Raw genomic sequence first — 14266 nt, forward strand, 5'->3', positions numbered from 1 at the left:
CCGCCGGGGGCGGGCGGGGCGGGGGGGGGGGGGGGGGCCCCCCCCCCCCCCCCCCCCCCCCCCCGCGGCGCCCCCCCCCCCCCCCCCCCCCCCCCCCGGGCCATGAACCGCAGCCGGCTGGAACCGTGGCTTTATCTGGCCCCGGCGCTGCTGGTGCTCGCTGCCCTGCTGGCATACCCGATTTTCCAGCTGGTAAATGTCTCGCTGTATGACTACGGCCAGGCGCAGGTAAGCGGAAATGCACCCCTGCGGTTCACCGGCCTGGAAAACTACCGGAAGCTGTTTGCCGACCGGCAGTTCTGGACCGTCCTGGGCAACACCGTGGTTTTCGCGGCGGCATGCGTAGTCCTTACCCTCGCGGTGGGAGGTGCCCTTGCCGTCCTGGCCACCCGCCTGCGGCCATGGGTCCGCTCGGTACTGTTTATTGTGTCGCTCGGCGCATGGGCCACCCCCGCAGTGACCGGAAGTGCGGTATGGCTTTTCCTCTTTGACCCGACGCTGGGCCTGATCAACAAGCTCTTGGTCTCCGTGGGGTTTGACGGGTTCGCAGGCCATTCATGGACGTATGACAAATGGTCGGGATTCGGCCTGGTAGCCAGCGAAGTTGTCTGGTGTTCCTTTCCGTTTGTGCTCGTGACCATCTACGCCGGCATCCAGGCGATCCCTGCGGAATTGGTGGAGGCCGCCACCCTTGACGGAGCGTCCATGCCCCGGATTGCCCGGAGCATCATGCTGCCCATGCTGCGTCCAGTGGTCATCATCGTGACAATCCAGTCGATTATCTGGAATTTCAAAATCTTCTCGCAGATCTACATCATGACCGGGGGCGGCGGCATAGCCGGGCAGAACCTTGTGCTCAACGTCTACGGCTATCAGCAGGCCTTCGCCGCGAGCCTGTACGGGCTCGGGTCAGCCTTGGGGGTCATCATGACCGTCCTGTTGATGGTGGTTACCCTGGTTTATCTGCGTCTTCTACGGAAGTCAGGTGAGGTCCTGTGACCGCCGTTCCCACTACCGACACACGGCCCGCCGCAGCAGCGGCCACAGTGCGTCCCGCCCGAACACGCCGCCGGCCGCGTTTCGGTGCCGATGCAGTTGCGCTGGCGATAGCCGCCTGCGTGGCTTTTCCGCTTTTCTGGATGGTGCTCTCCGCATTGAAACCGCGGACCGCACTGGATGCGGGCGATTCCGCGCCCTACACGCTGGAACCGTCCCTGGACTCGTTCGGCAGGGTGTTGTCCGTCAACAACTTCGGCCAGTACTTCCTGAACAGCGTGATTGTGGCACTGGCGGTGGTGGTTATTTCCACGATCCTGGCGTTCCTGGCCGCCGTCGCCCTGACCCGCTACAGCTTCAAGCTGCGCACAAAACTGCTGATTATCATTCTGGTGGCCCAAATGGTCCCGGTGGAAGCACTGACCATTCCGCTGTTTTTCCTGCTGCGCAATGCGGGTGAAGCAATTCCCCTGGTCGGGTTGAACCACCTGGGCTCCCTGGTCCTCGTGCACGTTGGCTTCAGCATTCCGTTTGCCATCTGGATGCTGCGCGGATTCGTGGCTGCGGTGCCGGTGGAAATCGAAGAAGCCGCCCGGATCGACGGCGCCGGCAGCTTCCGCTTTGTGCGCTCCATCCTTTTCCCGCTGGTAGCGCCGGGCGTGGTGGCCTGTTCCGTGTTCTCCTTTATCTCCACCTGGAACGACTTCCTGTTCGCCAAAACCTTCATCATTTCCGCGCAGGAGAACCAAACGCTGCCCATGGCCCTGCTGACCTTCTTCAAACCCGACCAGAATGACTGGGGTGCCATCATGGCCGGTTCCGTGATCATGACCATTCCGGTGCTGATCTTCTTTATAGCCGTGCAACGCAGGCTGGTATCCGGTCTTGCCGGGGCAGTGAAGGGCTGAGTGCAGATGCCATCCGACGGAGGCCGCATGACCGCAGAGAACCATACGCTTATTCCCCTGCCGCGGAGCACGGAGTTTGGGGGCGGGGACCTGGAAGTGGGCCCGGAGGCAACGTTGTCCGCCGACCCCGGACTGCGATCCGTCCGCCGCTGGCTCGCCTCGGCACTGGGATCGGCCACCGGCTGGGAGCTGCTGCCCGCAGCGGAAAATCCCACCCTCGAGCTTCTGCTGGATCCTTCCCTCGCGGCGGAAGAGTACCGGCTGGACATTGAGGACCGGATCGTCATCCGCGCCGCTGGAGCAGCGGGTGCCTTCTACGGCGCCCAGACACTATTGCAGCTGATGGGCCCGGACGCGCTGCGGCAGGCGCCGGCCACGGCGGGGCCGGTCACCCACCGGGTTCCGCAGGGCAGCGTGGCGGACGGCCCCCGCTACGGGTACCGGGGCGTCATGCTCGACGTCGCTCGGCACTTCATGCCCAAGGACAACATTTTCCGTTTCCTGGACGTGATGGCGCTGCACAAATTGAACGTGCTGCACCTGCACCTGACCGATGACCAGGGGTGGCGGATGGAAATCCGCCGCTACCCGGAACTGACCAGGACCGGGGCCTGGCGGCGCGAGTCTTCGCGGGGAACATGGCGGGCCGGGGTTTACGACGGCGTGCCGCACGGCGGGTACTACACGCAGGCGGATCTGCGGGAAATCGTGGCATTTGCTGCTGAACGCCACATCACGGTCATTCCCGAGATTGACGTTCCCGGCCACAGCCAGGCAGCCATCGCCGCGTATCCGGAGCTGGGATCCGGTACGGCTGTCCCGGAGGTGTGGACGCGGTGGGGCATCAACGAGACGGTTCTGGACATCTCCGAAGCGTCACTGGATTTTTACCGCAACGTGCTTGACGAGGTGCTGGAGGTATTTCCGGCACAGTGGATCAGCCTGGGCGGTGACGAGGTGCCCGTGGTCCAGTGGGAACGAAGCGAAACTGCGCGGGCCAAGGCCCGGGACCTGGGACTGGACGGCGTGGCGGGCCTGCACAGCTGGTTCGTCGGCCAGCTGGCGCAGCACCTGTCCCGGCGGGGGCGCACTGCCGCAGTCTGGGACGAGGTGGGCGACGGCGGCCTGCCCGACGGCGCCCTGGTCAGCTCCTGGCGGGGCTTCCAGGGCGGCCTGGACGCGCTGGCGAAGGGGTATGACGTGGTGATGTGCCCGGAGCAGCACCTATACCTGGACCATCGGCAGGCCGACGGGGACCAAGAGCCCGTTCCCGTCGGATTCCTGACCACACTGGAATCCGTCTACGGGTTCGAGCCGCTTCCTGCATCCGTTGCCGGTGCTTCTTCGGGACGGCTGCTGGGGGCCCAGGCCAATATCTGGACCGAACACCTTGACTCGCCCCGACGGGTACAGTTTGCCGCCTATCCCCGGCTGTGTGCGCTGGCGGAGGTTCTGTGGTCGCCGCAGGACCGCCGCAATTATGCAGGGTTCCTGCAGCGCCTGGAACCGTCCCACTTGGCACGGCTGGGCGCCATGGGGGTGGAATATCGTCCGCTGGAGGGTCCGCATCCGTGGCAACAGCGTCCCGGCGTGGCAGGGTGGATCCGGGATCATGCCGATGAGCCCGCAGAAATGGGAGGCTGATGGTGGTAGCGGTTGATGGGCAGGAAGGACGGAATTCCTCCGCCTCGCTGCGCAAGGCGCTGACGCTCCTGCGGGTGGTTTCGGAGCTTTCGGACAATGCGGAAGGCCTGGCGCTGAATGAACTGAGCCAGGCGTCCGGCCTGAACAAAAGTACTGTCCTGCGCCTGGCCGCGCCGCTGCTCGAAGAGAACCTGCTGGACCGCGACCATGAAAGCGGCCGTTTCCGGTTGGGCCACGGTTGCCTCCAGCTTGGCCAGTCCTACGTGGACAGGCTGGACCTGCGCAGCGCGGCAAATGCCGAGCTGCGGCTCCTGATGCGTTCGGTTCACAGCACCTGCCACTTGGTGGTGCTGTCCGGAGAGGACGTTGTTTACCTGGACAAGGTGGAGGATGAAGCCACCGTCCGCATGGCTTCACGGGTGGGGGCAACCATGCCGGCGTACTGCACGGCGGTGGGAAAGGCCATGCTGGCCTACAGCCGCGAGGATGTTGTTGCCCCAATCCTTGCGAAGACACTGCACCCCATCACTCCCCGGACCATTACCGATCCGGAGGTCCTTAGGGCGGAACTGGCAGCGGTCCGGCGGCGCGGCTATGCCATTGACGACAGGGAAAACGAACCGGACGTCCGGTGCGTGGCGGCGCCCATTTTCGGACACGAAGACACCGTAGTGGCCGCGCTGAGCGTTTCAGCGCTTTCCTCGCGCATGACACCGCGGCGGGTGCGGGAAGTAGGGCAAATGGCCGTGGAAACCAGCCTGCGGATTTCCGCGAAGCTGGGTTCCCGCCGTGCACGCGGGCGCTTGACCGCTCCGCTCTGAGCGGGGCTGCAGCGCAGGCAGGCCCGGTGCCGCTGCGGGCGGCACCGGTGCTCCGCTACTAGCCGGTGATTGCCAGGGCGTCGATTTCCACGAGCATGACTTCGTGCGGAAGGTCAACGAAAACGGTGGTCCGCCCCGGAAGGGCGCCGCTGGGTACGTTTTCCTTGATGAACTCGCCGTAGGCTTCGTTCATGGCCGCGAAATCCCCGCGGGTGGTGAGGTAGACGCGGAACATCAGCACGTCCTCCACGGAGGAGCCGCCGGCTTCAAGGATTGCCTTGACGTTTTCGAGGGTCCGGCGGGTCTGTGCCCGGACATCCCCTTCGGCAATGTATTTGTTGGTGGCCGGGTCCATGGGGCCCTGTCCGGACACCTGCAGGAAGCCACCCTTCCGAACTCCCTGGGAGAAAACGTGCGCGGGTGCGGGGGCGTTCTCGGTCAGTACAACGGTCTTTTCACTCATGGTTGTCCTTTCGGGGTTTGATCCAGCCGAGGTCCGACGAAATGGCCTCGGTGCAGGCTTGGAGCTGCGGCAGCATACCGAGAAGTCCCTCGTAGCTGAGCATGACTATGGGTACGGAGAAGGACGCGGCAGCAACGGCGTTTCCCCGGCCGTCCCGGATGGGGGCGGCAATGCAGTGGACAAAGGATTCGTGCTCGGCGTTGTCATGCGCCCAGCCCTGCGCCTTGACCTGTTCCAGTTCGGCCAGCAACGCTTCCGGGCCGGCCAGGGTGTTCGGCGTGAACCTGACGTAGTCCAGCCCGGCCGCGATGTGTTCCTGCTCGGCACGCGGCAGGTCTGCCAGCAGGACCTTCGCCACCGCCGCCGAATGCAGCGCCGCCGTCAGGCCGATCCGTGAATACATCCGGACCGGGTGGTGGGACTCGAACTTGTCGATATAGATGACGTCGTTGCCCTCGAAGGCGGCCAGGTGGACCGTGTGTCCGGTGCGGGCGTTCAGGTCGGCCAGGTGCGGACGTGCGACGGCGCGGATGTCGCGTTGCTCCAGTGCCAGCGAGGACAGTTCAAAGAACTTGGGTCCCAGACGGAAACGCTGCTCCTTGTCGCGGACCACGAAACGCCGCTCTTCCATTGCATGCAGCAGGCGCATGATGGTGGTTTTGTGCACGGTGGCCCGGGATGCCAGTTCGTCCAGGGTTGCAGGCTGCTCGGCAAGCTCGCCCAGCAGGTCCATGGCCCGTATAAGGCTTTGGCTCACGGGTCCGCCTTTCCAGGGATTGGGGAAATAGTCGAACTTGCAAGGTTATCAACGGCGGGAGAACGGATTTCGCCCGCAGCCACGGAGGTGTTTCCCCAGTCCGCGTCGCTGCACCCGACGAGTGCCGTCAGCAGCGGCGCCGGCGGGAGCGGGCCGCGGTCGCCGGGAACGGTCAGCGTGCAGGCGGCGCTGATGTGCCCGCGCCGCAGGCTTGCCTTTAAATCGAGCCCCAGCAGCATCCCGCTCAGGTATCCGGCAGCGAAGGAATCACCTGCCCCCACGGGTTCAAGCACCTCGACCGACAAGGCTGGAACTTCTTCACGGGCACCGCTGCGCTCCAAGGCGACGGCGGTGAAGGCCTCGTTCTTGATCACCAGTACCTCCGGGTCCGGGAGGAGTGCACGAAGCTCCTGCTCGTTGCCGGTCCCGAAGGCGTGTTCGGCTTCGTCACTGCCGACCAGGACCACATCGGCAAGGTTCGCGAGCTCCTGGAGGACGCCGTGGTCCCTGCCGTGCCAAAGGGCGGGCCGCCAGTTGACGTCAAAGCTGATGATGCGGCCGTTCCTCGGCAGGGAAAGCACTGCACGGCACAATTCCAGGCAGTCGGGGGAGAGGGCGGGCGTAATGCCGCTGAGGTGGATCAGGCGGGCATCAGCCAGCAGGCCGGAGACCACTTTGTCCGAGAGCAGGTCCGGTCCCATGGCAGAGGCTGCGGAGTCCTGCCGGTAATACAGCATTGAGCTGCCGGACCCGCTCTGCCCTTCCTTCGCGGGAACTTTGACGTAGAGCCCGGTGTGGCGCAGCGGGTCGCGCTGGACGCCTGTTGTCCCCACGGAGTGGGCGCGGAGGTCGGCCAGGATCCGGGAGCCGAAGCCGTCCTCGCCCACCCGGCCTATCCAGTGGGTCTCGATGCCCATGGCGGCCAGGCCCATGGCGACGTTGGATTCGGCCCCGCCCAGCCCCACCTGCAGGACATCTGCCTGCTCGAGTGTCTGTTCGCTTGCAGGAGTCAGCATGGCCATTGACTCGCCTAGGCATACGGCTGAAAGCACTTGTTTCCTGTTCTCACCCTGGGCTGCGTCGTCCTGCGATCGCCGGGCACTGAAGCCCGGGAGAAAATGCGGCGGACACTGCTGAGCGTTCCTTGACTCACGATTCGCCACCATGTTAGACATATCACCATCAGATTTGCAACGAACGTTGCAAAATACGCAACGGGGTGGCTATCTGCTCCGCAGTCCTTTGAAGGGATCCGCAGCGGTGTCAACCCCCATCCAGGCGCCGGCCATTAACGCCGACGCGGTATCAGACCTGCAGTCCACCGTCCTGGGCTGGCGGCACAAGGCAGCCCCCTCAAGCTCACAGGGCCGCACGGTAAAGGACTTCCTGGCGTCCGCTCCGCACCTTTCGGACTTCCACACCCCGCTGCTCACCCTGGACGGGACAGCCGTGCAGTACAACCTGCGCCGGCTTGCCCAGTGGTGCAGGGACCACAATGTGCTGCTGGCGCCGCACGGGAAAACCACCATGGCACCGCAGCTGTGGGCCCGGCAGTTGGAGGAGGGTGCGTGGGGAATCACCCTGGCGAACCTGGCACAGCTGCGCGTGGCACGTGCCTTTGGCGTCCACCGGCTGCAGCTGGCCAACACCCTGGCCGACCCCGAAGCGATCAGCTGGGCCGCGGATGAAGCGGCCGCCGGGCGGCCCATCCTGTCCTGGGTGGACTCCGTGGACAGTGTCCGAAACCTCGAACTGATCCTGTCCAAGCGGCACGACGGTGCCGTATTGGATGTGCTGGTGGAGCTGGGCGGCCATGGCGGGCGGACCGGAGCCCGGAGTGTCGAGGCGGCGCTGGAGGTTGCCAGAGCGGCGGGTTCGTCGCCCGTCCTGAACCTGGTGGGAATTTCCGGGTACGAAGGCGCCTTGGCGCATACCGCCGACGCCGCGGGACTGGCAGCGGTGCGCGGTTACCTGCAGCAGATGGCGCACCTGCACGCTGCCGTGCTGGAGGAGGGGTTGTACACCCCGGGTGCGGGAGTAATCCTCACCGCCGGCGGCAGCGCGTATTTCGACGATGTGGTCCAGGTCCTGTCTCCGCTCTGCACCCCGGGCGATGCCAACGGACCCGCCGTGCAGCTCATGATCCGCAGCGGAGCCTACGTCATCCACGATGACGGGTTTTACCGGGAAATCTCACCGCTTTCCCGCGACGGCGGAACGCCGCTTGCGGCCGGTATGCACGGCTGGGCGCGGGTAGTGTCCCGGCCGGAACCCGGGCTGGCCATTCTCGATGCCGGCAAACGTGATCTCCCGGTGGACGAAGGGTTGCCGGAGCCGCAGCTGGTTGGCCTGGCGCTGGGCGGTCCGATGCGGCCCCTGAAGGGCCGGATCACGGCGGTCAATGACCAGCACTGCTTCCTGGCCGTCGATGCGGGGGAATCGATCCGGGTGGGGGACGTGGTCCGGCTGGGGCTGTCCCACCCCTGCACGGCCCTGGACAAATGGACACTCATTCCGGTGCTGGCCGACACGGACCGCGACGGCGCGGTTGTGGACCTCATCCAGACATTCTTTTAAGGGGCCGGACATGAGCATCCTCATCAGCAACGCAACCCTGGTGGACGGCACGGGCAGTGAGCGCCGTGCCGCCGACGTCGTGGTGGAGGGAACCGCAATTGCCGCGGTCACAGCTGCCGGCGAAGCGGACCCTTCAGCCCCCGGCACTGAGCGGGTTATTGACGCTTCCGGGCTGGTCCTGGCTCCGGGGTTCATCGACATGCACGCCCATTCCGACCTCCAGCTGCTCGCGGAGCCGGGCCACTACGCCAAGCTCAGCCAAGGGGTAACCACTGAGCTGCTGGGACAGGACGGACTGTCCTACGCTCCCGTGGACACTCCAACCCTGGAGGGCATCCGCCAGAAGATTGCAGGGTGGAACGACGACCCGCAGGGATTTGCCTACGACTGGCGCAGTGTCGGTGAGTATCTGGACCGTCTTGACGCTGCCGGTCCATGCGGCCGCATAGCCACGAACGCCGCGTACCTGGTCCCGCAGGGCACGGTCCGGGCAATGGTGATGGGTTTTGCGGAGGGCACACCAACCGCTGCACAGATGGAGCAGATGGAGGACGCCGTACGCACCGGGCTGGTGGAGGGGGCCGTGGGAATGTCCTCGGGCCTGACATACACGCCCGGAATGTACGCCGACACCGAGGAACTGGCGGCCCTGTGCCGGGTGGTAGCTGAGCACGGCGGCTTTTATGCTCCGCATCACCGGTCCTACGGGAAAAATGCACTCGCTGCCTACGCCGAGATGATCGGCCTGTGCCGGGACAGCGGGTGCGCGCTCCACCTCTCCCACGCCACCATGAACTTTGCCGAAAACAAGGGGCGTGCCGGTGAACTCCTGGCATTGATCGACGAGGCGCTTGACGACGGCGTCGACATCACGTTGGACACGTATCCCTACCTGCCGGGCGCTACGACGCTTTCGGCGATCCTTCCCAGTTGGGCGTCATCGGGCGGGACGGCGCAAACCCTGCAGCGGCTGGCGGACCCGGCGAGCCTGGAACGCATCCGCAAGGATGTGGAAGTCAACGGGTCCGACGGATGCCACGGAGTGGTGGCGGAATGGGACACGCTGGAAATCAGCGGCGTCCGCAACCCGGCTCTGGGCGGTTTTGTGGGGCGGACCATCGCCGCCATCGCGGCAGAGAGCGATACAGCACCTTTCGACGTTTTCGTGCACATCCTGCGCGCGGACAGCTTGGGTACCGGCATCCTCCAGCATGTGGGACACGAGGAGAACGTCCGGACCATCATGACCCACCGCTCCCACACGGGCGGCAGCGACGGCATCCTGGTGGGGGACAAGCCCCATCCCCGGTCATGGGGCACTTTCCCCCGTTACCTTTCCCGTTATTGCAGGGAATTGGGGCTATTGACGCTCGAAGAGACCGTCCACCACCTCACCGGCCGTCCTGCTGCCCGGTTGAAGCTGGACCGCCGGGGGCTTGTCCGCCCCGGCTGGGCCGCCGACCTGGTGTTATTTGACCCCCGGACCATTGCGGACCGGGCCACTTTCGACCAGCCGCGCCAGCCGGCTGCCGGCATCCCCTATGTATTCGTCAACGGCACCGCGGCGATTGACGGCGGAAAGCCGACCGGTGCCCGTGCCGGCCGTGCCCTCCGCCGCCATCCCGACGGCAAAACCCGGATTGGAAAAACAAGCATATGACCCCGGAAGAATTCACCCGCCAGCTCCGCGAGGACGCCACCTTGGCCGTGGTCAGGGCTCCCGGCATCCCCGACCCGGCGGCGCTGTGCACCGCGCTGGTCGCGGGAGGCATCCGCACCGTGGAACTCACCTACACCATCCCGGACGCGCTCAAGCAACTGCGCACGGCGGTGGACGCCGCCCTCGACCATGGTGCCCTGGTGGGCATGGGCACGGTGCTGACGGCAGACCAGGCCCGTGCTGCCATTGACGCCGGGGCGGGTTTCCTGGTGACTCCCGGACTGCGGCCGGAGGTTGCCGCCGTCGCAGCAGAGGCGGGCATTCCCTTCAGCCTTGGCGCCATGACGCCCACGGAAGTGGCGCAGGCGGTGGACCTGGGCGCTACCGCCGTCAAGATCTTCCCCGCCCGGCAGCTGGGGCCCGCGTACCTGAAGGATCTCCAGGGTCCGTATCCGGGTATTGCGCTGCTTCCCTCCGGCGGCATCGACGCCGGCAATGCTTCCGATTACCTCCGTGCCGGGGCCATTGCCGTGTGCTGCGGGACCAGTGTCGTCCCACCGGCTGCAGTGGCTGCCGGTGACTGGACGGACATCCAGGTCCGTGCAGCCGGTTTCACCGGCACACTCCGCTAGACCTTTCCTTTCCTTCCTGTCTCGAACACCGAGTAGAGAGAACCTCATGCAAGATGTAATTAGCTGGCTGCGCGAAGATACTGCCGGCCTCCTCCTGCTGGCGGCTGCCGGCATTGCGCTGCTCCTCTTCCTGATCATCAGGATCAAGCTGGAACCCTTCATTGCACTGGTGGCCACCGGCGTCCTCGTGGCTCTGGCCGGCGGTGTGCCGGTCAATGATCTGGTGGGCACAGCGACCAAGAGCAGCGACGCCCTCATTGAAAAGGGCTTCGCCGGCATCCTGGGCCACATTGCCCTGATCATTGGCCTGGGCACGGTTCTGGGTGCCATCCTCGAGCGGTCCGGCGGCGCAGAAGTGCTGCTGGGGCGGCTGGTGAAAATCTTCGGGGAGAAGGGCACCCCGCTGGCCATGGGTATTACCGGGTTTGTCCTGGGCATCCCGGTGTTCTTCGACATCGGTATCTTTGTCCTGGCTCCGCTGGTGTACGTTGCGGCGGTCCGCGGCGGCAAGTCACTGCTGCTCTACGCCCTGCCCCTGTTGGCGGGCCTCTCGGTCACCCACGCCTTCCTGCCGCCGCACCCCGGCCCGGTGGCCGCCGCCGGGCTGCTGCACGTGGAACTGGGCTGGATCATCATCATGGGTCTCGCCTGCGGCATTCCCGCATGGTTCGCCTCCGGCATCCTGTGGGGTACCTGGATCGGCAAGCGCGTGCACATCAACGTGCCCGAAGACCGCATTGTCCCCGAAACCGCTGAAGACCGCGGATTCGGGGCTCCGTCCCTGGCGGTGGTGCTGGCCTGCATCGGACTGCCCATGCTGCTCATCCTGGGTGGAACCTTCGGCAACATCTTCCTGCCCGAAAGCCCGTTCCGCTCCGCCCTGCAGTTCTTCGGGAACCCGGCAATCGCCCTGACCGTGGCTGTGCTCATTGCCATGTGGCTCCTGGGTACGAACCGCGGGATGACCTCCTCCGAACTGGCGGAGCTCACCTCCTCCTCGCTTCGCCCGGTGGGCATGATCCTGCTGGTAGTCGGCGCCGGGGCGTTCTTCGGAGCCGTGCTCACGGCAACCGGTGTTGGCACCGCAGTGGCCGAATCGCTGGCCACGGCGGGACTTCCGCTGCTGGTTTCGGCCTTTGTGATCAGCGCCGGGATGCGTATTGCCCAGGGCTCCGCGACCGTTGCCATTGTCACCACCGGCGGCATCCTCGCGCCGGGCCTGCTGGAAGGCGGGTACTCCCAGCCGCAGCTTGCCCTGATTACCATGGCGATTTCTTCCGGGTCCATCATTGCCAGCCATGTGAACGACGGCGGTTTCTGGATTATCGCGAAGTACTTCAATATGTCGGTCAAGGACACCTTGAAGACCTGGACGGTGCTGGAAACGGTCCTGTCCCTCGTGGGCTTCGGAATGGCCGCCCTGCTGTACCAGTTCGTCTAGGACCCGGCCCCGTCCGGACCGTGAAGAGGATGACGTGCCTGCCATGAAGTATTCGTACGGTCCCGGGCCGGAACAGTATGCCGAACTAACCCTCCCGGCCTCAGGCCCGTCCGGCCGGGAGGGTGCCCCGCGCAACGGGACCGTCGTGATCATCCACGGTGGCTACTGGCGCTCCAAATACACCGCTGAGCTTGGCCGGCCGCTGGCCCGGGACCTCGCCGCCCGCGGCTTTGCCTGCTGGAACATGGAGTACCGGCGGGCCGGGAACGGCGGCGGCTGGCCGCAAACGCTCGAAGATGTCCTGGCCGGCATCAACGCCCTGTCCCCGGCGGCAGAGGCCGAGGGCGCGGACCTGTCCCGGGTCACCCTGCTGGGCCACTCGGCCGGCGGCCACCTGGCCGTGCTGGCCGCAAAAGCCGCCAAGGCCGAACCGTCCGCGGTAACCGTTACCGGCGTCGTGAGCCAGTCAGGGGTGCTGGACCTGGCCGCGGCGCACCGGCTGGGCCTCAGCGACGGCGCCGTGGAAAACTTCCTGGGCTGCCCACCGGACCGGGACCCGCAACGCTATGTGGACGCGGACCCTATGCAGGCGCTGCCGCTGCCCGTACCGGCCTGGGTGCTCCACGGAGCGGAAGACACCACGGTTCCGGCAGGATTCTCCACCTCCTGGGCCCAGGCGGCCGCCGCAGCCGGCACCCGTGTGCAGCTGCGCACCATCCCGGGGGACCACTTCGCCATGATCACCCCCGGCACCGCCGCCTGGGCCGCCGTCGTCGAGGCGCTTCACGAAGCAGCAGGAAACCGGGTTCCTTAAGGAAACGGGTACCCGGCTCTGTTAGGTTTGACAGCATGCTTACAGTGATCGGTGAAGCCCTGGTGGATGAAGTGGTCAGCGACACTGCGCCGCGGCGCTCCCACCCGGGCGGCAGTCCCCTGAACGTCGCTGTGGGCGTGGCCCGGCTGGGGCGGCCGGTGCAGTTTGTGGGCCGTTTCGGCTCCGACAGTTACGGCGCCCTGATCGCCGAGCACCTGCGCGCCAACTCCGTGCTTACCGCCTTCGCCGCCGACGACCTGCCCACCAGCGTGGCCACCGCGGTCCTCGATCCGGCCGGCGGCGCCCGCTACACCTTCGACCTCGAATGGGAACTGCCTGGCCTGGACCTGCCGGTGCTGCTGGACGGCACCACCATGCTGCACACCGGCTCCATCGCCGCCATGCTCTCACCGGGTGCCGACCATGTGCTCCGCGCCGTGGAGCACGCCCGGCCCGCCGCCACCGTCACCTATGACCCCAACTGCCGGCCCTCCATCATCACCGACGTCTCCTATGCCCGGGAACAGGCCGAAAAGTTCGTAGCCCTTGCCGACGTGGTCAAGGCCTCGGACGAGGACCTGCAATGGCTGTACCCCGATGAGTCCCCGGAGGAATCCGCCCGCCGCTGGCTTGCCGCCGGGCCATCCCTAGTGGTCCTGACCCGCGGGTCCAAGGGGCCGTGGGCCGTGGCGGCGGCAGGAGAATGCGCTGTCCCCGCGCCCACGGTCACCGTGGTGGATACGGTGGGCGCCGGTGATTCCTTTATGTCCGCGCTGCTGGTGGGCCTGATGGACCGGGAGCTCGACGGCGGTGCACGGCGCAGCGATCTGGCGCGGATCCGCGTCGATGAGGTCGAGAAGCTGCTCTCCTTCGCCGCCCGGGCCGCCGCAGTGACCGTCTCCCGCGCCGGGGCGAACCCGCCTTACCGCAACGAACTTCCGTAAGTCCCCCGGTTCCGGCCCGCGGGCCGCCCGGTCAAGAACCGCCAGAGGAGAAGCAGTGGAAAGCCGAGACCCGTACAAGGACCTTCCGCAGGTGCCGCAGTTCGCCGTTGAGAGCGAGGAATTCACCAGCGGCTGTCCCTTCGCGCCCGCCCAGTACAGCGCCAGGCTGGGTGTGCCCGGAGGCAAGGATGCCTCCCCGCAGCTGGCCTGGTCCGGGTTCCCGGAAGGGACGCGCAGTTTCGCCCTCACCATGTATGACCCGGACGCGCCCACCGGCAGCGGCTACTGGCACTGGGCGGCGTTCAACATCCCCGCGGCCGTCAACGGCCTCGCCGGGGACGCAGCCAACAGCGGGCAGATGCCCGGGGGCACGGTGCAGCTGGCCAACGACGCCGGGTTCGCCGGTTTTGTGGGTGCCGCCCCGCCTGCCGGACACGGCCGGCACCACTACTACGTGGTGGTCCACGCGGTGGACACGGAGGAACTGGACGTGGCCCCTGACTCCAGTCCCGCCGCCCTGGGATTCGCCCTGTATACGCATACCCTGGGCCGCGCCGTCATGGTCGGCACGGCCGAAATCCCCGCGGACTGACGCCGGCGCCGGACGTA

The 14266-nt window shown here is 66.3% G+C and carries 14 protein-coding genes; 11 read left to right on the forward strand and 3 right to left on the reverse strand.

Annotation, left to right across the window (positions count from 1 at the left end):
• The first annotated feature begins 102 nt into the window (after positions 1-102).
• From LOC57_RS05475 to LOC57_RS05490, 4 genes are all read left to right on the forward strand, one after another.
• Entirely contained in the window at positions 103-999 is an 897-nt protein-coding gene (locus tag LOC57_RS05475; RefSeq protein WP_227912581.1) for a carbohydrate ABC transporter permease, read from the forward strand.
• A 119-nt stretch (positions 1000-1118) separates the two neighbouring features.
• Positions 1119-1904 (forward strand): carbohydrate ABC transporter permease, encoded by a 786-nt coding sequence (locus LOC57_RS05480; protein WP_227912580.1) that lies wholly within the window; start codon positions 1119-1121, stop codon positions 1902-1904.
• A 27-nt stretch (positions 1905-1931) separates the two neighbouring features.
• Positions 1932-3548: a beta-N-acetylhexosaminidase gene (locus LOC57_RS05485; protein WP_229958594.1), complete on the forward strand. Its 1617-nt coding sequence runs from the start codon at positions 1932-1934 to the stop codon at positions 3546-3548.
• Positions 3548-4369: an IclR family transcriptional regulator gene (locus tag LOC57_RS05490; protein WP_229958596.1), complete on the forward strand. Its 822-nt coding sequence runs from the start codon at positions 3548-3550 to the stop codon at positions 4367-4369. Before LOC57_RS05485 ends, LOC57_RS05490 begins: the two co-directional genes overlap by 1 nt.
• Before the next feature lie 58 nt (positions 4370-4427).
• Here LOC57_RS05490 and LOC57_RS05495 read toward each other — a convergent pair whose 3' ends face one another.
• The 3 genes from LOC57_RS05495 to LOC57_RS05505 are packed head-to-tail and all read right to left on the reverse strand — an operon-like array spanning position 4428 to position 6641.
• On the reverse strand, positions 4428-4832 hold the full coding sequence (locus LOC57_RS05495) for a RidA family protein (RefSeq protein WP_227912577.1): 405 nt from the start codon (positions 4830-4832) through the stop codon (positions 4428-4430).
• Positions 4825-5589, reverse strand: coding sequence for an IclR family transcriptional regulator (locus tag LOC57_RS05500; protein WP_229958598.1), 765 nt, complete (start codon positions 5587-5589; stop codon positions 4825-4827). The genes LOC57_RS05495 and LOC57_RS05500 overlap by 8 nt, the downstream gene beginning before the upstream one ends.
• A complete protein-coding gene (locus LOC57_RS05505) occupies positions 5586-6641 on the reverse strand; it encodes a sugar kinase (protein ID WP_331460637.1) in 1056 nt (351 codons plus the stop codon). Before LOC57_RS05505 ends, LOC57_RS05500 begins: the two co-directional genes overlap by 4 nt.
• A gap of 208 nt (positions 6642-6849) precedes the next feature.
• On the opposite strand from LOC57_RS05505, the gene LOC57_RS05510 reads away from it, so the two are divergent.
• From LOC57_RS05510 to LOC57_RS05540, 7 genes are read left to right on the forward strand one after another with little or no spacing between them, the layout of a single operon-like run.
• Positions 6850-8166, forward strand: a complete 1317-nt coding sequence (locus LOC57_RS05510) for an amino acid deaminase (protein ID WP_229958602.1) — start codon at positions 6850-6852, stop codon at positions 8164-8166.
• A 10-nt stretch (positions 8167-8176) separates the two neighbouring features.
• On the forward strand, positions 8177-9826 hold the full coding sequence (locus tag LOC57_RS05515; RefSeq protein WP_229958604.1) for an N-acyl-D-amino-acid deacylase family protein: 1650 nt from the start codon (positions 8177-8179) through the stop codon (positions 9824-9826).
• Complete coding sequence (locus tag LOC57_RS05520) at positions 9823-10458, forward strand: bifunctional 4-hydroxy-2-oxoglutarate aldolase/2-dehydro-3-deoxy-phosphogluconate aldolase (protein WP_229958606.1); 636 nt, start codon at positions 9823-9825, stop codon at positions 10456-10458. Before LOC57_RS05515 ends, LOC57_RS05520 begins: the two co-directional genes overlap by 4 nt.
• A 46-nt stretch (positions 10459-10504) precedes the next feature.
• Positions 10505-11899 carry a GntP family permease gene (locus tag LOC57_RS05525; protein WP_229958608.1) on the forward strand — a complete coding sequence of 465 codons (1395 nt, stop codon included), beginning with the start codon at positions 10505-10507 and terminating at the stop codon, positions 11897-11899.
• Between the two features lie 43 nt (positions 11900-11942).
• Positions 11943-12713 carry an alpha/beta hydrolase gene (locus LOC57_RS05530; RefSeq protein ID WP_231700554.1) on the forward strand — a complete coding sequence of 257 codons (771 nt, stop codon included), beginning with the start codon at positions 11943-11945 and terminating at the stop codon, positions 12711-12713.
• 35 nt (positions 12714-12748) lie between these two features.
• Complete coding sequence (locus LOC57_RS05535) at positions 12749-13657, forward strand: carbohydrate kinase family protein (protein WP_227912570.1); 909 nt, start codon at positions 12749-12751, stop codon at positions 13655-13657.
• Positions 13658-13712: 55 nt separating this feature from the next.
• Complete coding sequence (locus LOC57_RS05540) at positions 13713-14249, forward strand: YbhB/YbcL family Raf kinase inhibitor-like protein (RefSeq protein ID WP_229958611.1); 537 nt, start codon at positions 13713-13715, stop codon at positions 14247-14249.
• The last annotated feature ends 17 nt before the right edge of the window (positions 14250-14266 follow it).

The organism is Arthrobacter sp. zg-Y750 (assembly GCF_020907365.1).
Classification (GTDB): domain Bacteria; phylum Actinomycetota; class Actinomycetes; order Actinomycetales; family Micrococcaceae; genus Arthrobacter_B.

Excerpts from the sequence above, each read along its gene's own strand:
- LOC57_RS05475 (WP_227912581.1), top strand. The coding sequence starts at position 103 with ATGAACCGCAGCCGGCTGGAACCGTGGCTTTATCTGGCCCCGGCGCTG.
- LOC57_RS05485 (WP_229958594.1), top strand. The coding sequence starts at position 1,932 with ATGACCGCAGAGAACCATACGCTTATTCCCCTGCCGCGGAGCACGGAG.
- LOC57_RS05490 (WP_229958596.1), top strand. The coding sequence starts at position 3,548 with ATGGTGGTAGCGGTTGATGGGCAGGAAGGACGGAATTCCTCCGCCTCG.
- LOC57_RS05495 (WP_227912577.1), bottom strand. The coding sequence starts at position 4,832 with ATGAGTGAAAAGACCGTTGTACTGACCGAGAACGCCCCCGCACCCGCG.
- LOC57_RS05515 (WP_229958604.1), top strand. The coding sequence starts at position 8,177 with ATGAGCATCCTCATCAGCAACGCAACCCTGGTGGACGGCACGGGCAGT.
- LOC57_RS05520 (WP_229958606.1), top strand. The coding sequence starts at position 9,823 with ATGACCCCGGAAGAATTCACCCGCCAGCTCCGCGAGGACGCCACCTTG.
- LOC57_RS05525 (WP_229958608.1), top strand. The coding sequence starts at position 10,505 with ATGCAAGATGTAATTAGCTGGCTGCGCGAAGATACTGCCGGCCTCCTC.
- LOC57_RS05530 (WP_231700554.1), top strand. The coding sequence starts at position 11,943 with ATGAAGTATTCGTACGGTCCCGGGCCGGAACAGTATGCCGAACTAACC.
- LOC57_RS05535 (WP_227912570.1), top strand. The coding sequence starts at position 12,749 with ATGCTTACAGTGATCGGTGAAGCCCTGGTGGATGAAGTGGTCAGCGAC.